Source organism: Paenibacillus sp. cl123 (genome assembly GCF_900101595.1).
Taxonomy (GTDB): domain Bacteria; phylum Bacillota; class Bacilli; order Paenibacillales; family NBRC-103111; genus Paenibacillus_G.
On record NZ_FMYY01000033.1, the window covers coordinates 44,489 to 62,103 of the forward strand.

General features: G+C 55.8%; 14 protein-coding genes. All 14 read right to left on the reverse strand.

Annotation, left to right across the window (positions count from 1 at the left end):
* Positions 1-281 precede the first annotated feature (281 nt).
* The 14 genes from BLR08_RS28790 to BLR08_RS28855 all read right to left on the reverse strand — a co-directional run bounded on the left by BLR08_RS28790 (position 282) and on the right by BLR08_RS28855 (position 17,099).
* Positions 282-1,583: an ABC transporter substrate-binding protein gene (locus tag BLR08_RS28790; protein WP_072337665.1), complete on the reverse strand. Its 1,302-nt coding sequence runs from the start codon at positions 1,581-1,583 to the stop codon at positions 282-284.
* A gap of 139 nt (positions 1,584-1,722) precedes the next feature.
* Complete coding sequence (locus tag BLR08_RS28795) at positions 1,723-2,556, reverse strand: carbohydrate ABC transporter permease (protein WP_072337663.1); 834 nt, start codon at positions 2,554-2,556, stop codon at positions 1,723-1,725.
* Positions 2,556-3,410: a carbohydrate ABC transporter permease gene (locus tag BLR08_RS28800; RefSeq protein ID WP_072337661.1), complete on the reverse strand. Its 855-nt coding sequence runs from the start codon at positions 3,408-3,410 to the stop codon at positions 2,556-2,558. Before BLR08_RS28800 ends, BLR08_RS28795 begins: the two co-directional genes overlap by 1 nt.
* A 178-nt stretch (positions 3,411-3,588) precedes the next feature.
* Positions 3,589-5,208 (reverse strand): response regulator, encoded by a 1,620-nt coding sequence (locus BLR08_RS28805; protein ID WP_072337659.1) that lies wholly within the window; start codon positions 5,206-5,208, stop codon positions 3,589-3,591.
* Positions 5,205-7,025: a cache domain-containing sensor histidine kinase gene (locus tag BLR08_RS28810; RefSeq protein ID WP_072337757.1), complete on the reverse strand. Its 1,821-nt coding sequence runs from the start codon at positions 7,023-7,025 to the stop codon at positions 5,205-5,207. Before BLR08_RS28810 ends, BLR08_RS28805 begins: the two co-directional genes overlap by 4 nt.
* Before the next feature lie 261 nt (positions 7,026-7,286).
* On the reverse strand, positions 7,287-8,369 hold the full coding sequence (locus BLR08_RS28815; protein ID WP_083537526.1) for a phage baseplate protein: 1,083 nt from the start codon (positions 8,367-8,369) through the stop codon (positions 7,287-7,289).
* A gap of 35 nt (positions 8,370-8,404) precedes the next feature.
* Positions 8,405-10,096, reverse strand: coding sequence for a ribulokinase (locus BLR08_RS28820; protein WP_072337657.1), 1,692 nt, complete (start codon positions 10,094-10,096; stop codon positions 8,405-8,407).
* 18 nt (positions 10,097-10,114) lie between these two features.
* On the reverse strand, positions 10,115-10,882 hold the full coding sequence (locus BLR08_RS28825) for a glycerophosphodiester phosphodiesterase family protein (protein WP_072337655.1): 768 nt from the start codon (positions 10,880-10,882) through the stop codon (positions 10,115-10,117).
* A gap of 15 nt (positions 10,883-10,897) precedes the next feature.
* The gene (locus tag BLR08_RS28830) at positions 10,898-12,202 is read right to left on the reverse strand and encodes an ABC transporter substrate-binding protein (protein ID WP_072337653.1); all 1,305 of its coding nucleotides are present in this window, start codon (positions 12,200-12,202) and stop codon (positions 10,898-10,900) included.
* A gap of 40 nt (positions 12,203-12,242) precedes the next feature.
* A complete protein-coding gene (locus tag BLR08_RS28835) occupies positions 12,243-13,010 on the reverse strand; it encodes a carbohydrate ABC transporter permease (protein ID WP_256257816.1) in 768 nt (255 codons plus the stop codon).
* Between the two features lie 155 nt (positions 13,011-13,165).
* Complete coding sequence (locus BLR08_RS28840; RefSeq protein WP_072337651.1) at positions 13,166-14,047, reverse strand: carbohydrate ABC transporter permease; 882 nt, start codon at positions 14,045-14,047, stop codon at positions 13,166-13,168.
* A gap of 167 nt (positions 14,048-14,214) precedes the next feature.
* Positions 14,215-15,309 carry an alcohol dehydrogenase catalytic domain-containing protein gene (locus BLR08_RS28845; protein ID WP_072337649.1) on the reverse strand — a complete coding sequence of 365 codons (1,095 nt, stop codon included), beginning with the start codon at positions 15,307-15,309 and terminating at the stop codon, positions 14,215-14,217.
* A gap of 91 nt (positions 15,310-15,400) precedes the next feature.
* Entirely contained in the window at positions 15,401-16,165 is a 765-nt protein-coding gene (locus tag BLR08_RS28850) for a DeoR/GlpR family DNA-binding transcription regulator (RefSeq protein WP_072337751.1), read from the reverse strand.
* A 169-nt stretch (positions 16,166-16,334) separates the two neighbouring features.
* The gene (locus BLR08_RS28855; RefSeq protein WP_072337646.1) at positions 16,335-17,099 is read right to left on the reverse strand and encodes an MgtC/SapB family protein; all 765 of its coding nucleotides are present in this window, start codon (positions 17,097-17,099) and stop codon (positions 16,335-16,337) included.
* Positions 17,100-17,615: the final 516 nt, after the last annotated feature.

The following is a 17,615-nucleotide window of genomic DNA, read 5'->3' on the forward strand; positions in this document are numbered from 1 at the left end:
AGCGACCGGATGCATGGCTGTTTGTTTGCTGCGGCGCTAGCGCTACGAACGGTTTACAGCATGTATGTCTAACCGGCTAAACGGTTAATCGCCTCAATCCTACGCGTCGCTAACCTGTCAGACAGCTCATGCCTCCAACAACCAGGTGACACATACAACAAGGGGCAAGAGGCATGCATGGCCAGCCAGCCGGCGAACCGGCCTCATGGCGCCTTCTTCCCCCCTCATGCAAAATCCGGACCCGGATGGCTGCCGCCTCCGGGTCCGGATCCTGAATTCATTTATTTTTGCTGCTTCGCCTTACTGTCCCAGATCGTTTGGATTTCCGCAAGCAGCTGCTCCTGATTCAGCCTGCCGGCTACATACTTCTGGAAGGCAGAAGCGGATTCCTGGGCGACGCCATCCGGGTATTTCGGCCACTGCCAGCCGAGCACCTTGTTGTCCTTCATATATTTGCTCACATCTTCGCCCAGTGTCCCGACCGATGCCGGATCGGCTTCAAAGCTTGTAAAGGCCGGAATGAACTTGAATTCCTTCGTAATATACGTTTTGCCGGTCTCCGAAGTAACGAGCCAGTTCAGAAATTCCTTGGCTTCCGCCTTCACCTTGGATTCCTTGCTGACAACCCAGTTGTTAGGGACATCAACGAACAGCTTGTCGTTGAGCGCCACATCGTCGTTGAGCGGCATCGGCATCAAGCCGACGCTGATATTCGGGTTGATCTTCTGCAGCAGCGGCAGCGTCCAATTTCCGCTTTGCATCATGGCCGCCTGCCCGTTGCCGAAGGTCGCGATCAAGTTGTTGTAGTCCGTTGTCATCTGGTTTTTATTGCCGTATTTCACGATGACATCGAGCAGTTTCGTGGAATCCTTGAACAAGGGATTCCCGCTGAATTTGACCGTACCGTCGTTCAAGCTCTTAATGAAGGCATCCGGATCGGCTTGCTTCGACATCGGATTATTGAAGAACTGGCGGCCGAGGCTGGACCATAACTGAAACATATTGACGTAAGGAGTCGTCCCGCTGGCCTGGATCTTCTCGCTGACCTGCTCCAGCTCCGTCAAGGTTTTCGGCAGAGTCGTAATGTTCGCTTTAGCGAACAGCTCCTTATTGTAAACAAGGCCGTAGCCCTCTACATTGACCGGCATCCCGTACATTTTGCCGTCCCGTGTCATCGGCTTTTTGGCGAATTCGTACACGTCCTTCACCCAAGGCTGGTCGCTCAGATCCTCGACTCTGTCCTTCCATACCTCCAGCTGCTGATGCCCTTCGTTGTTGAAAATATCCGGCATTTCCCCGGCTGCGAATTTCGTCTTAAGCGCTGTGCCGTAATCCGTACCGATCACCGTCTCAACCTGAAGCTTCACGCCCGGATGCGTTTTCTCGTATTCTTCCTTCAGCTTGTTCAGCGCTTCGGAGATTTCCACCTTGCTTTGGAAAATCTTGATGGTCACGTCCTTCTTTTCTGCGCCCCCGTTTCCTTGTTCCGCTTTCTGCGAGGACGGACTTTCGCCCCCCGCGCACCCGGCCGTTACCGAAGCCAGCAGAGCAAGAGCCGCTACCGTAGTCGCCATTCGTTTCATTTCTGTGTCCTCCCTTTTTATCGTCAAAGTCTTACAGCCTTCATTATAGGGAGTGCTCCGGAGGGTGGACACTCATGGGTTTGACCATTCTGGTGGATGAATTTGATCCTGACGCTTCGTGTCAGCTCATCTTCATGCGTCAGCCCTTAATCGCCCCGGCGGTAATGCCTTCGATAATGTGCTTTTGCAGCGCGAGGAAGAAAACAAGCAGCGGCACCATGCTCATGACAAGCGCAGCCAGTGCGAGATCCCATTGGTTGGTATACTCCCCGAACAAGGAATTGATGGCGATCTGGATCGTATGCAGCTGCTTGTCCTGCAAAATAATAAGAGCCAGCAGGAAGTCGTTCCACATCCACAAGCTGTTCAGCAGCACGATCGTGACCGTCATCGGCTTCAGCAGCGGGAAAACGATGCGCCAGAACACGCCGTAAGGCGTACAGCCGTCAACCGTGGCGGATTCCTCGATCTCCAGCGGAATCGACCGGACAAAACCTTGATACAGAAAGATGGAAAATGATACCCCAAGGCCGAAATAGCAGATGACGACGCCCGGTATGCTGTTAACCAGATGGAGCCAGGAGGCGACCTTCACTAGCGGTATCATGATCGCCTGAAACGGTATGACCATCGCAGCGATGAATAGCGTAAGCAGCGCGCGATGCGTCCGGCTCGGCTTGCGTACAAGCCGGTAGGCGGCCATAGAGGCGATCAGCACAAGCCCGATGTCTCCGGCTGCCGTAATGATCACCGTATTCGTCAGCGTATCGGCGAAGCGCAGCACCTTCCAGGCGTGAGCGAAATTTTCCCACACCAGCGTAGTCGGCAGACTCGCGGCGTTGACGAGCAGCTCGGCGAAGCTTTTGAGCGAATTGACGACAACAAAGTAAAAAGGGGCAAGGAACAGCAGCGCTACGACAATGAGCAGCAGCTCGGCCGCCAGCATGCGCGGGGTGTATTTCTCCGTATGCATTAGAGATCAACCTCCTTGCGCTTAGTGAGCGTGACCTGAATGGTCGTAATAACGGATACCGCTATAAAGAATAGAAGCGCTTTAGCCGTACCGAGACCGTAATTGTTGTTCACGAACGCTTCATTGTAAATGTTCATGGCGACCGACTCCGTCGAATTAAACGGTCCGCCCTTCGTCAGCGAGAAATTGATATCGAACATTTTGAACGCCCAGGCGATCGTGAGAAATAAACAAACGGTAATAATCGGCATGATCAAAGGCAAAATCACGCTTTTCAGCACTTGCCAGCGGTTGGCTCCATCGAGCATCGCCGCCTCCAGCATGTCCTTGGGCACATTGGTCAGGCCAGCGATATAGATGACCATGATATAGCCAGCTCCGTGCCAGACAAATACGATAACGAGCGCCCAGAAGGCCGTGTTCTCCGTACCAAGCCAGGGAAGCTCGAAGAAGGCCAAATTCGTCAGCCGGCCGATGGAGGCGAAGCCTTGGACGAAGATAAACTGCCAGATGAAGCCAAGCAGCAGTCCTCCGAGCACGTTCGGAACAAAGAAAATCGTGCGCAGCAGGTTGCGCGTCTTGAAAGCATGGGTCAGCATATAGGCGAATATAAAACCGACCAGGTTCGTTAAGATGACGACAGTGACGGTAAAGCGGGCCGTAAACCAGAAGGAATAACCGAAGTTGGCGTCGCTGGTGAGCACATGCAGGAAATTGTCCAGCCCCACCCAAGCGACCCGGCCCGAAACGCCGTCCCAATTCGTAAAGGAGTAATAAACATTAAGCGCAAACGGCAAAGCGATGATCAATGCGTATACAGTGAGAGCGGGGCCCAGAAATACTGTCTGCTGCATCCCGTTCGATAGTAACCATCTCCGCAAGGTAGGTCCTCCCTTCTCCACAATTCGTTTATAGTGCGATTATAGCGGTGCGTCAGCGCCATTCACACACAGAAAATTGTAGAGATTGGTGGACAATTTTGCTTAAGGTCCCAAAGAAGACCGACAGTTGGCGCCGCCAGGCGGCGAGCCGTCACTCCTCAAGCACTCTGAACTCCTTCGGAGACTGGCCCTCCAGCTTCTTGAACACCCGGCTGAAATACTTTTCGTCCTGATAGCCTACTAGACGGGCAGCCTCGGACACCTTGACATGCGGATTCAGCAGCAGCACCTTCGCCTTCTCAATCCGCACCCGGTTCAAATAATCGATGACATTCTCCTTCAGCTCCAGCTTGAACTTGCGGGAGATGTACTCACGATTCAAATGAAACTGGGCGGAAATGTCCTGCAGCGTAATGTTTTTCTGGTAATTGAGCTGAATATACCGGGCAATATCGTGCATCGTATGACCGCTCTGCGCCTTCCGGGTCTGGAACATCCGCTGCAGGGCGGCGAGGCTCCGGCTTACCTGTCCCTGGAACAAGGCCAATGAAAAACGCCCCAGATCATCCATCGGAAACGACTGCCACTCCAGCACATCCGGCGGGAGCTGCTCGGGCACCGAGGAAGCGTCCGGCAGAAACTCCTCCGTCCAGCGGATCAGGCGCACGGTGAACTCATCCTGCCACAGCTCCAGCTGCTGCAGTGTGATCGTCTCCAGCTGAGCGAGCGCGTCGAACCACTCATGGAGCGCCTGGTCAAGCTGCTCGCTTCTGCCGCTTCGCAGTGCCAGACCGATAGGCTCCTCATGCTCGCCGAAACGCAGCGTGCCGAGCTTCAGCCCTGTCTCCTGACGATACATGTGAAGCCGGTTGTCCGGGTCCAGCAGGTTGCGCTGCCTCAAGGCCCTCCGGGCCTGCAGGCAGGAATCTTGAAGCCCCCCGGGAAAAGGCAGCTCTAGCCCAATGCCGATATCGAAACGCGCATGCAGCCGGCGCACGATATCCTGATGGATGCGCGAAATCGTCCCTTCCGTCCGTTCCAGGTCTCCCCACAGCAGCATCCCAATCTCATGCTTGCCGTTTAGATTGCGGAAAGCCGTCCCATGCCCCGCCGGATGGAGCGCGCGACTGCAAATCTCGATCAGTTCGGAGACGAGCCGGTCTCTGTCCGAGCCGTACTTCTCCCGCACGCTCCGCTCCATAAACTCGAAGCTCAGCACGGCCACTCGGCAGCTCTGCGTTCTGCGCAGCTCCGGGTACCGCTCGAGCAGCCCGTCGATCTCGCCGGAGTGGCCGCCTGCCTCCAGAATCAGGCCCGACAGCAGCTTGTCCCGATAAACATCCTGCAGCTTGCTGACCTCCTGATTGCGCGTCAGCTCGTGACGCCGCCGCCGCTCCTCCTCATTCCAGGCATCTACCGCCTTCTTCAGCGCTTCCTGAAGCTGATGGGGGACGATCGGCTTCAGCAAGTAGTCGATCCCTCCATGCTTGATCGTCTGTCTCGCGTATTCAAAATCGTTGTAACCGCTGATCACCATTTTTTTGCAGTCTCCCGCATGCGCATTCATCCAGCCCATCAGATCCAGCCCGTTCTTCAGCGGCATCATAATATCCGTTATGACGACCTGCGGCCGCTCAGTCTGGATCAGCTCGATGGCATCCGCGCCGTTTTCGGCCTCGAGGATGACGTCCACCTTCAGCGCCGGCCAGTCGGCCAGCATACGGATCGTATTGCGTACATGCTTCTCGTCGTCGACAATCAATACCTTCATGTTAGCTCCTCCTCCATCGTGACGTTTAAAGGAATAGACAGCTTTACGCGCAAGCCTTGCGGAGCAACGGCGCGGAGGGTCATCCCGCCTGCTTCGCCGTAATAAAGCCGCAGCCGGTACAGGACATTCACAAGCCCAATGCTCTCTCCAAGCTTCTCCCCGCTGGGGTCCGGATTCGTAAGCCGCTGCTGCAGCTTCCTCAGCCCGTCCTCCGGCATGCCCTTGCCGTTATCCTCCACGCGAATGATCAGCCGCTTCTCATCGACACGGGCGGTAATCCGCAGAATGCCGACGCCTTCCGGCTGTCCGTCGAAGCCGTGCTTGAAATAATTTTCCACGATAGGCTGCACGAGCATCTTGGGCACGTGGATGGACGCCGCCGCCCGGTCGATGTCGACCGCTACCTGCAATCGCTCTCCGAACCGCTCCAGCTGCAGCTCGCAATAGTAATGAACATGCTCGATTTCCCTGGAGAGGGGGACAACCGTTTCCTGCGTGTTCATGCTGTAATGCATCATTTGTCCAAGTGAAGTGATCAGGGTATACACCTTCGGCGCCTGATTTTCCAGCGCGCTATGGCCGATCGACTGCAGGGCATTGTTGATAAAATGAGGGTTGATCTGCGCCTGCAGCATTTTCAGCTGGTTCGTTTTATTGGCCAAATTCAGCTTGTATTCGCGCAAAAACAGATCGTTGATCGTATCCATCATGTTCTGGAACCGCTTGGCGACAATCCCGATCTCATCCGATCGTTCGATCGGAATGGTAGCGTCGAGCTGGCCGGCCTGAATTTTGCTGATATGGGAGATCAGCTGCTTCAGCGGCTTGGTCAGCCGCAGGGAAACGATCAGAATGGCAGCCGTGGCGATCAGCAGACAAATGCTGGCGACGGCGCTGTTGATCAGCGTTAGACGGCGGGCATACTTGTACAGATGCGAATCGGGAATCCGCTTGACGATCGTCCAGTTCAGATAAGCGTTCGTCAGCTTGCTGTACACCATGATCCCCGAGAAATCGGACTGGCTCCATTCCAGGTAGCCGGCATCCCTCCCGCTGTCCAGCACGCGCGTCATCCATTCGGCCCGCGGGTCCTCTTCCCCTTCCCCTTCCCCTTCCCCGCTATTCGCCCCGTAGACGACAACTCCGGCATCGTCCAGAATATAAATGTCTTTGTTGTCGGCATCGTACAGCTGGGCCGTCAGCTTGCTCAGCGCCTCCTGCTTGATATCGATCGACAGCAGGCCGATCTGCTCATTGCTGGGCACGCGGAAAATCGGCCGGTGCACGGTAAACACCTTCTCGGGGATAAGCGCCAGGGGCGAGCGGACAACGCCGTAATCATGGCTCGGATGCGTCGGCTCGGTATACAGGGTATAGGGACTCATCGTCGTCGGAATCGGCGGCTTATAGAGAATAGGTCCGCGGTTAAAATTGTTCTGATGCAGCAAATACGCGCGGTTGGCTCCTTCCAAACCGAGATAAACCTGATAAATGTCTCCGGCCGAGCGGGAGACAATCTGCATGATCGTCAATATATACGAATCGTTTTGATAGTCGTCCACACCGCCCGTCAGCAAGCTGTCAATCGAGGCGTTGGAGTAAACAGAGAGCGAGGAATTCACCACCGTGCCCAAGTAATTCAATATATTCATGCCGGCTTCCGTGATCAGCCGGGTATTCTGCTCGATGGCCTGCTGCTTTAACGAGTCTTTCGTATACATATAAGAAATCACGATCGACAGCACGATGGGCAGAATGGTCGAAATCAACAACAGCGCGACCAGCTTATAGCGGATGCTGTTTCGAAAAAAACGCATGATGCTCCCCTTTCTTCTTCCCATCTCCAAATCGAACAAGATCAGTCAATTTTCCTGACAAAGGGTGATGGAATGATACCGCTTTATACTCACTATACCATATTGGGCCCCCGCTTGATTATGGGCACAATTGGAAACGGGCCGGCTGTGCAGGCGATTGTGAAGCAAGAGAAAAAGACCTCAACGCCACTAGAAGTGGGATGAGGTCTTTCTGCCGGCAAAACCCTGTGCAAAGCCGGGGTATTCGCCGCGATAGCGGAGTTAATGCCGCAGGGCAGCCTTCGGAATCAGCCGGTCCAGCGCATACAGGCTGGCCTTGCGCGTAGGCGAGGAGCCGGAGGCGAAGCCGAAGCTCAGCTCGGCCTTGGTAGGATGTTTCGGATCGGGAATCCGGATCGCCATCCCTTCCGGCTCGCGGAAGGAAAGCGTATCGCCGGCGGTCATGAGCTGCTTGTCGACAACCTCGCCCGAAGGCAGATCCACGATCGTCACATACGTATTGCCTGCCGGTGCGGTCGACCCGTTCGAGCCGTAGGAGTTGCCCTCCAGCAGGTACAGGAAGCCGCCGAAGGAGGCAAAGCCCTGGAACGTGCCGACTGCCGGCTGAAGCACATCCGCAAGCGGCACGTACTCGCCCTCCTTCACCTGCTGCAGATCGTAGACGGCGAAATGAAACACGCCGGCCTGGCGGTAGCGCATCGTCAGCAAGCCGTGCGCCTGATCGATATTGACCGTGGTCCGGTCCGCGCCGGGGATCAGCTGATGCTTCTCCAGCTCCGGCGAGTCCGGCGTCAGGATCTTTCCGTTCTCGAAGGCGAAGCGGGCCAGCTTCGTTCCCCAGCCGCTGGTTCCTTCGGCTACAGAATCGGTCTCCGTCCATAGATACGCGGTTTGCCCCACAGGCTCAACGCCGATCTGCACTCCGTGGCCGAAGCCCTTCAGAAACATATGCCCGGTTTCGTTGCCCTCCCAGTCCAGCTGCGTCAGCGTCAGGTCGCCGTTCAAGTCCCGATTCGCTCCGCTTACCGGCGCGCTTTCTCCCGGGAGCTGCTGTCCGCCGGCCATCAGCTGCACGACATAGATATGCCGGTTCACATTATCGTAGGCGAAGGATTGCAGCACCGTCCCGTTATGCAGCGTCTTCTCCCGGATGATCTCCTCCGCCGGGTCGGACAGATCGAAAAGCTTGGAATGAAATAATGGCTTGGCTTCGCCCGCGACAGGCTGTACCAGCGGAAGCAGAGCAACAACCAACAAAACGGCCAGCAGTCTGGCCCAGCGGGTTCCTGCAAATCCAGACGGACGACGGATAACGGAATAGCTTTCCTTAGTTATATGCCTCATAGTTCCCTCCAGCTTGGTTGGTTTTGACATCATGGTCATGGCTTATTTCCGTGCAAGCCGCTCTGTTCCAGCTTGATGTGATTCAGCTCCTTCATGACTGCCAGTTCCCCGCGTCCAAACCGCTCATAAAGCCGGCAGTATTCCCGGTACAACCGCTCATAGACAATCTTATGCTCCGGATTGGGACGAAAAGTTTCCTCCTGCAGACGGGCCATGCGCAAGGCCGCCTCGGTAATATCGGCGCAGCCGCCTTCGGCCGGTCCTGCCGCAACAGCCCCGTACATGGCGGCCCCAAGCGCCGTGGTCTGCACAGAACCGGCAACGCGAATCTCGCGTCCCGTCACATCCGCGAAAATTTGCATCAGCAGCCGGTTGCGTCCCGGCAAGCCTCCGCAAGCCAGCAGCTCGTTCACGGGCAGCCCCGACCGCTCGTAGGTTTCAATAATGAGGCGCGTGCCGAATGCCGCCGCCTCCAGCAGCGCCCGGTAAATATCCTCGGGCTTCGTCCGCAGCGTCAGCCCGACGATCAGGCCGCTGAGGTCCGGGTCCACCAGCACGGACCGGTTGCCGTTCCACCAATCCAGCGCCAGCAGCCCGTGCTGGCCGGGCTTCAGCTGCGCCGCCCGGCTCTCCAGCCAAGCGTGCACGCTAACCCCTTCGCCTGCGGCTTCCCGCTCCACATAAGCAGGCACGGCCTGCCCGACGAACCAGCCGAATAAATCTCCGACCGCCGGCTGCCCGGCCTCGTAGCCGTACAATTCCGGAACGATGCCGCCCCGGACGACACCCCGGATGCCGGCTACATGGACCTCCCGGTCGCTGAGCAGCATATGGCACAAGGAAGTGCCCATTGCCATCACCATTTGGCCCGGACGCACGGCCCCTGTCCCCACCGCACCCGCGTGAGCGTCGATCAAGGCAACCGCAACCGCCGTTCCCGGACATAGTCCGGTCAAAGCCGCCGCCTCGCCGGTCAGCTCGCCCGCTTTGGCTCCCAGCGGCAATACCGGGCCCGCCCATTTCGTCGCCGCAATCCCGGCCAGTCTGGCATCCAGCCCGGCCAGGAAGGAAGGCGCCGGGTAGCCTTCCTCCTCGCTCCACAACGCCTTGTACCCGGCGCTGCAGGCGCTTCGGACCGGCCGGCCCGTCAGCCGGTATACGATCCAATCGCCGGCTTCCATCAGCAGATCGGCCGCTTCGTAAACCTCCGGCGCTTCGTTCAGCAGCTGCCAGGCTTTGGGCAGCATCCATTCGCAGGATATTTTACCGCCATAGCGGGAAAGCCAGCCCGCAGCTTCCGCTTCAGCCAGCTCCTGAATGCGCGCGCCTTCCTCTACGGCGGCATAATGCTTCCACAGCTTCACGTAGGCATGCGGCTCCTCGCGGAAGCTCTCTCGCAAACAGAGCGCTTCGCCGTCCGCATCGACCGGAAGCATCGTGCACGACGTGAAGTCGACACCCAGCCCGATAACCTGCTGCGGGGCAACGCCCGCGGCCCGCAGCACCTCCGAGACCGACACGCGCAAAACCTCCAAATAATCGCCCGGATGCTGGAGCGCCCAGCCGGGAGCGAGCTTTCTGCCCGACTGCGGCATGCGCTCCTCGATCACGCCGTGAGGGTAGCGGGTCACATGGACCGCCAGCTCCCGCCCGTCTCCCGCATCCACCAGCACCGCCCGGCCGGATTCCGTCCCGTAGTCGATCCCGATGACATACCGCTTCTCCATGCGTTGTCCTCCGGATCGCTACGGCATCCGACTCAGCTGCTCGCGAACCTGCATCGCAGGCAGCGGATCGTTGACGGTCATCAGCAGCGTTCCGCAGCCCAGTGCATAGAACACTTGCTGCTCGCTGTCCGGGCAGTAGCACCAGGCCAGTACGCCTTGCTCCTCGTAGGCGCGAGCCAGCTGGGGCGTCAGCAGCTTCATGCTGAGCCCGACCGCCCACATCTTGGAGATCGTGCCCTCCGGCCCGTCCGTATAACCCGACATCAACTCGCCCGGAAAGCCCTGCGTCTTCAAGCCGTGCGCATCGTGCATATAGGCAAGCACCTCGGCGTCGAAGCAGGTGAACACACAGCGGGGCAAATATCCGAACCGCTCCAGCATGGCGACAGCACTGTCCACGACCGCCTTGGCATCCGGGCTTGGCTTGACCTCCACGTTAAGCAGCACATCCGGATAAGCGGAGAGCAGCTCGCACAACTCCTCCAGCGTCGGTATTTTCAAGCCCTCGAACGGCTTGCCGAACCAGCCGCCGGCATCCAGCTCCCTGAGCTCCGCCAAGGTGAAGTCGCCGACCCGGCCGGACCCGTTCGTCGTGCGGTCCACGGTTTCGTCATGAATGACAACTACCGTCCGATCCTTGGAGAACCTCAGGTCGAACTCCAGCATATCGACGCCGAGCTTCAGCGCCTCTTGAAACGCAAGCAGCGTATTCTCCGGATAGGCCGACTTCCAGCCCCGGTGTCCGGCCACAATCACCGATTGGTTATCGCGAAGTCTTTCGATCATGCGATTTCTTCCTCCCTACTGCTTCATAATCCGCTCGGCTTCCTTCCTAAACGTATCCAGCGAAGCCCCGATGTCTTTATTGTCATACATAACAGCCTGAATCATCTTGAAAAACTCCTGCATCACTTGCGGCCACGCCACATGCTTATTCGTATCCACCGCATACTGCAGCTGGTCATAGGCCACCTTGCGGTTAGGCTCCTTGGCCCACAGATCCTTCATCTCCTGCGACTCGGTCATCTTCTTCGTGAACGGCAGGTAGCCGGAGTCGAGAATAAACTTCAGACCGCCCTTCGGATCGGTCATCGTCCAGTTGATGAACTCCCATGCCGCATCCTTATGCTGGGAACCCGCCATGATCGCCACATTAGCTCCGCCGGTCGGATTCGCATACACCTGATCCATCGGCATATAGGCGGTGACATAGTCGAACTTGACGTTATCCTTCAGGCTTCCGATGACGCCGGTGGATTGAAACATCATCCCGATTTTGCCGCTCGTGAACATCTGATTGACGATATTGCCCGAGTCTTGAGCAGGCGGATAGTACAAGGCTCCCGTTCCCTGCAGCTCCTTCAGGAATTTGAACGTCTTGATACCTTCCTCCTGGAAGCCTAGCGATGTCCCCTCATCGTTGAAAAACTTGCCCTTGGCCTCCGAAATCATGGCGATCGGATACCACGTATCGTAAGGCATACTGTAGCCGTAGCGCTTAAATTCCCCGTTTTCCTTAATGACCAGCGCATTCGCCACCTGCTTGAGCTCATCCCAGGTTTTCGGAATCGCAAGCCCCTTCTCGTCAAGCATCGTTTTGTTTACATGCAAGATAGGCGTGGAACGGTTCAAGGGCAGTGAAACGAGCTTCTTGTCGAACGTGGAGTGCCCCATCAGCCCTTCCGGGAAATCGGCGACCGTCAGCTTGGACTTGGCCATATAAGGCGTCAGATCCTCCAGCACCTCGGATTCCGCAAACATCTGCACATAAGCCCGCTCCAGCATCGTAATATCCGGAGCCGTCTTGGCCGCAACCGCCTGCTGAAGCTTCGTCACCGTCTCATCGTAAGAGCCCTGGAACGTGCCGACGACCTCCACCTTATCCTGGGATTCATTAAACCGCTGAATCAGCCCGTTGATATAATCGCCGTTTTTGCCGCCCAGGGAATGCCAGAATTGGACGGTTGTCTTGCCTGCCGGAGCAGGGGCGGATGGCGTATTGCCCGAAGGCTGCGCTGCGGGCTCCTGGGAGGTGCCGGAGCAGGCTGCCAGCAGCGAGGATGTCATAGCGGTTGCCAGTAGGAGAGACGGAATTCGTTTTTTCATGGAAATAACCCCTTTTTCTAAAAGTTATGTTTCCTCGAATTTACTTGATGCCCGAATAAACAAATGCCTTCACGATCTGCTTGGAGGCAAATAAATAAACGAGAAGGATCGGCAGAACCAGCACGACGTTGCCGGCCATAATAATATGCCAGTTGCTGATTCCCTCCGTCTCCCGCAGCATGGCGATCCCCATCGTGAGGGGGCGGACCGCCGCCGAGTCGGTCATAACAAGCGGCCAGAAGTAGTCGTTCCAATGGCTGACGAAGCTGAACAGGGCAATCGTCGCCAGCGCGGGCATCGACATCGGGATCATGATGTTGCGCATAATCTGAAGCTCGCTCGCATTATCCAGCCGGGCCGCTTCGATTAGTTCATGAGGAATCTGCATGAAATATTGGCGCAGCAGGAAGATGCCGAACGCATTGGACATGAACGGAATAATTTGCGGCAGCAGCGACTTGATGAGGCCCGCGTCAGCCAGCATCAGGTAGACGGGAATAAAGGTAACTTGGCCCGGAATCATAAACGCCAGCAGCACCAGGCTGAAAAACAGCTCTTTGCCCTTAAAGCTGTATTTGGCGAATGCGTAAGCGGCCGGGACCATGACCACGAGCTGCAGCACAATAATGGACAACGTGACAATCACGGAATTTTTGGCATACGTCAGGAACGGGCCCGCATTCATCGCCTGCACGAAGTTGCTCCACTGCGGAACGGATGGAATCCAGGTCGGCGGGAAGGAGAGCGTCTCCGCGAGCGTTTGCAGCGAAGTCGAGATCATCCACAGAAACGGGAATACAAAAATCATGAGTACGCAAGCCTTGAGTATAAAAGCGACAGAGCTTTTAACCGATTTCGATAAGGAAACGGAGCGGACGTTGTACGCCTGCTTTCCACGCACCCCATTTTCTTGTTGCGCCAGCACCGGCAGGCACCTCCTTGTTCATAAGCATCGGGGATGTCTTATTGATAATGAACCTTCTTGGACAGCACCTTGAAATAAACGAAGGTCAGCACGGCAATAATCGCCATCAATACGACTCCCGTAGCGGAGGCGTAGCCGATACTGTTCGTCCGAAATTCGTAGATGTAATAGACGAGCGTCGTCGTTGAGCCGTTCGGACCGCCGCCGGTCATAATTTTCACCGTATCGAACACCTTGAAAGAACCGATGGTCATAATGATCAGGATGAAAAACAGCTGCGGCGATATGAGCGGCAATGTGATCCGGAAAAACACGTTGACCTTGTCCGCGTTGTCGAGCTCGGCCGCTTCATAGATCGGAGGCGGCACGCTGTGCAGCGCAGCCACAATAATCAAGGTGTAGTAGCCGATGTTCTGCCAGACGGATACGATGATGACCGACATCAGAGATGTGCTGGAGCTCTGCAGCCAAGGCATGGCCGGCAGGCCGACCGACTTCAGCAGGAAGTTCAGGATGCCGTGGCTCGGCTCCATCAGCCACATCCAGACCAGAGCGACGGAAACGATGGAAATAATATGCGGGGTAAAAATGCCCGCCTGTACGATGGCGTTGATTTTCGTTTTTTTGCTCAGCCATACGGCGATAAGCAGCGATAGCGCCATCGTCAGGAATACGACCCCGACGGTATATATAACCGTTGTGAGTAATGAATTGTAGAAATCCTCCCGGGAGAAAATTTCTTTGAAATTATCCAGTCCGACAAACTTGCTCTTATCCTTGTTGAGCAGATTGTACTTATAGAAGCTTAATTTAATGAGATAGAAGACGGGATAGATGACAAACAGGAGGATGCCTGCCATCGCCGGAGCGATCATCACATAAGGACGGACGGCCTTTTCCCAGATTTTCTTTTTATCCATAGCGCTGCCCTCTCCAAACCTTCATGTACTCTCCTCCTCTCGAAGAAGCGGATGAATTTTGCCTACACAATGGTTACGCTTTCATTCAGTCTAATGAAGCTCTGACGTTCAGCTGCATTCCCTTCATCACCATTGTGTGGTACAATTTGTACACGACTTTCACTGTGTCACCAGTGAAAGTCGAGAATTGTTTTTTTCCAGTCTCTGTGAGCCAATGCGGATTCCATTGCGCCAGCGAAGTCATCCGCTTGGCTCACCACTGTATATTGATCCGGAATCAGCTTCCTCAGCGTCCGCTGGCATTCCTGATCCTCCATTACGTCCAGCACCTGACGGAAATCTCTCTCGGAGCTTCGGCTGCTCCCATAGATCGTAATTCCCTTCTCCAGCACATCACGCGTGTTAATCGGAACCAGCTCCTCGCTGACCCCCATCACAATCAGATGCCCTCCCGGCTTCAGATGATCGATCCCCTGATTGATCGCACTTTCGCTGAAGCGTCCGCCTGTGCATTCCACCACAATATCCGCCTTGTCACCGGCTGCAAAGTCGTAGGTCTGCACCATCTCGGTCGCAGCAAAGTCGAATTCGTCCAGCTTCTCCCGGACGGCGCCAAACACGGTCAAGCGGTCGCGGTTTACACCGAAAGCATGATGCAGCATGGCGGCCGTTAAATACCCGACCGGTCCGTCGCCGAATACGGCAACCCTGGCTTTGCCAAGCAGAGGCTTGACGCACCGGAGAGCCCGGTACGAGACGCTGCACAGCTCAGCCAGCACCGCGATCTCATCCGACACCGTATCCGGGATCGGAATCACGCAGGCTTCCGGAAGCACCAGCCGGCTCTGGGCGATTCCATCCGTACCGCTGCCGAGAAATTCGCCCCTCGAGCAGTAATTGTCGGGAATCTCGCCTCGGCACGCCGGACAGCACTCTTCAGGCTCGATGCCATGGAGCAGATAACCGGGAAGATACGGCACGATGACGACTCTCTGGCCCGGGCTAAGCTTGGACGAGCCTCCTTCGACTATGATCCCGATCCCCTCGTGGAGCAGGGCCATCGGTAATTTGCGGGCCAAAATCTCCGGCTTCCGATTTCCTCCGAAATAGCGCAGATCGGCATGGCAGATGCTTGCTATAGTCGGTTCGACAGCTACAAAGCCGTCTCGAAGCTTTCTTTCGACCAGCAATTCCTGAACGACATGAGGCTCAGTCAAGCGCAGCGTTCGGGATTGCACAGTCTTTGTTGTGACGGTATTCACTAACCGTAACACCTCCGTAGTATGAATCCTGCTGATATATTATGAATTTCCGGCCCAGCCATGCAGCCGGAAAGGTTCACCTGAGAGTGGCTTATACGGTAATGACATTGATGCCCGCATCCTGAAAGGGCTTAATGTCGTATTCGGGCACTTCTTTGCCGGTAATCAAGGTGTGGATGGCGCTGTTCGGAGCGACCTTGTGCAGAGACAGCTTCCCTACCTTCGAATCGTCGGCGACAACAATGACCTCTTGGGCGGCGGCGATCATTCCCTTCTTCGCCAGCACCAGTTGGGCTTCCGGGTGCATCAAACCATGCATGGGGTGTATGGCCGGCGTCCCGAGAAAGGCTTTCGACACATGCAGGGAGCCGAGCACATAATCGGTAAACATCCCGTTGAGCATGTAGCTCGAAGGATACAGCTCTCCCCCGGTGACCGTAACCTTGATGCCCGGCGCATCCCGCAGCTCGGCCGCTACATTGATATCGTTGGTCACCACCGTAATATTGGAGCGGTGTACGAGATTTTTGGCGATATGCAGCGTCGTCGTGCCCGAATCGATGATGATATGATCCCCGTCTTCGACGAGGCTCGCGGCCATCTTGCCGATCCGCATCTTCTGTTCCAGCTGAACGTTCGTCCGCTCGCTGAACGAAGGCTCGTTATGGGTCATCAGCTGCTCGACAATGACTCCGCCGTGCGTCCGCTTGAGCAGCCCCTCCTGCTCAACCTCGGCCAGGTCTCTGCGGATCGTAGCTTCATGCACACCGAATTCCTGAGCCAGAACTCCGACAGATGCCACGCGGTGCTGCCTGACATATTCGACGATTTTTAACTTTCTCTCCGCAGCTAGCAAATGACTCACCCCTTCATACAACTTGCGCAATTTGTTCATTTCGTTCAGGTTTTTTATTTCATTAATGTTCATTAATGCTCGATATTGCACTTTTAGCTTAGCCTGTGATCTAGATCCTTGTCAAGAGGAAATTCCATAATTTTCGTCGGCAAGCGCGCAAGTAACGCCCCTACATCTTCAGCGCCTGCCGCTGAGCCGGCATGGACTGCACCTGACCGGATGACTGTATTTCGAGGACATGGGGCAGAGCGGCGATTTTCTCCAGCGCTGCGGCCATTATCCCCGGATGATGCGGGCGGATATGCAGCTTCAGCTCCATCACGGGAGCTGCCGCGGCTTCCGCCCCGTCTTCCTCGAGCGTCTTCATCTGAATGTTCTTGATCTGCAGCCCCTGCTCTCCCAGCTCGCTTGCAATACGTCCCAGCATGCCGGGATAGTCAAGCACCTTGACCACCAGTTCGTTGCTGCGTCTGTTGCGCATCAGGAGCTTCTCCCACTTGTTCAAGGCGAACAAGCTGATCAGCACCAGCACCGTGGTCAGCAAAGCCGGGTAATAGAAGCCCGCGCCGATCGATAATCCGATCGCCGCCACCACCCATATGGAAGCGGCCGTCGTCAGCCCCGACACCGTCGAGCCCGTGCGGAGAATTGCGCCTGCTCCAAGAAAGCCTATGCCGCTTATAACTTGAGCGGCCAAGCGGGCGGGATCGGTCCGCACATTGGGCTCATTGACGAACGCTTCGAAGCCGTATATCGACAATAGCATAATCGCCGTCGAGCCGAGACATACCAAAATATGCGTGCGGAAGCCGGCGGCATGATGATTCCACTCCCGCTCCAAGCCGATCAGACCGCCCAACCCCGCCGACATCAGCAGACGAATCGTCAGATCCCAATCGTTAATATGCCACACACTGTCAACCAACTGCTTCATCCTCCTATAATTCCGCTTCATTTGCATATGAACTTTATGAACGTGTTCTCTAAACACACTAATTTATGCATATTCAAACATAAATGCACTTAATTAAGTTCATTATTGTTCATTTTGTTCATCTTATCACGCACATCCAGTCATTTCAATATATTTTTGCAAGCGTTTACTACCTTTATTCAGTGAATAAGAAAAACCTAGCCTGCGGCTAGGTCCTTGTCTGAACCCATACTTTCGAGCATGGGGAGGGAATTGGATATGGGCTTCCAACCGCTGTTAAAGTCGTGTTCTTTGAATGTATGAAGTGGTATGAACACGACTTTAAAGGCGGCCGCTATCGCTTTTCCACCCCATATCCATTCCCTTTCTTCTACTCTGTGCTTTCTTCTCTAGAGCCGATCCTGTCTTCAATCCGGTACTCGTATCCATGAACTCCCTTGTAATATTCCGGGTACATTTCCCCCTCACATGCTTCGCATGAAAACTGCGGCGGCACTTCTGGATCTCCATCGTCCA

Bases quoted from the DNA above. Each gene is read 5' to 3' on its own strand.
- BLR08_RS28790 (WP_072337665.1), bottom strand. From the start codon at position 1,583: ATGAAACGAATGGCGACTACGGTAGCGGCTCTTGCTCTGCTGGCTTCG.
- BLR08_RS28795 (WP_072337663.1), bottom strand. From the start codon at position 2,556: ATGCATACGGAGAAATACACCCCGCGCATGCTGGCGGCCGAGCTGCTG.
- BLR08_RS28800 (WP_072337661.1), bottom strand. From the start codon at position 3,410: ATGCAGCAGACAGTATTTCTGGGCCCCGCTCTCACTGTATACGCATTG.
- BLR08_RS28805 (WP_072337659.1), bottom strand. From the start codon at position 5,208: ATGAAGGTATTGATTGTCGACGACGAGAAGCATGTACGCAATACGATC.
- BLR08_RS28810 (WP_072337757.1), bottom strand. From the start codon at position 7,025: ATGCGTTTTTTTCGAAACAGCATCCGCTATAAGCTGGTCGCGCTGTTG.
- BLR08_RS28815 (WP_083537526.1), bottom strand. From the start codon at position 8,369: ATGAGGCATATAACTAAGGAAAGCTATTCCGTTATCCGTCGTCCGTCT.
- BLR08_RS28820 (WP_072337657.1), bottom strand. From the start codon at position 10,096: ATGGAGAAGCGGTATGTCATCGGGATCGACTACGGGACGGAATCCGGC.
- BLR08_RS28825 (WP_072337655.1), bottom strand. From the start codon at position 10,882: ATGATCGAAAGACTTCGCGATAACCAATCGGTGATTGTGGCCGGACAC.
- BLR08_RS28830 (WP_072337653.1), bottom strand. From the start codon at position 12,202: ATGAAAAAACGAATTCCGTCTCTCCTACTGGCAACCGCTATGACATCC.
- BLR08_RS28835 (WP_256257816.1), bottom strand. From the start codon at position 13,010: ATGATTTTTGTATTCCCGTTTCTGTGGATGATCTCGACTTCGCTGCAA.
- BLR08_RS28840 (WP_072337651.1), bottom strand. From the start codon at position 14,047: ATGGATAAAAAGAAAATCTGGGAAAAGGCCGTCCGTCCTTATGTGATG.
- BLR08_RS28855 (WP_072337646.1), bottom strand. From the start codon at position 17,099: ATGAAGCAGTTGGTTGACAGTGTGTGGCATATTAACGATTGGGATCTG.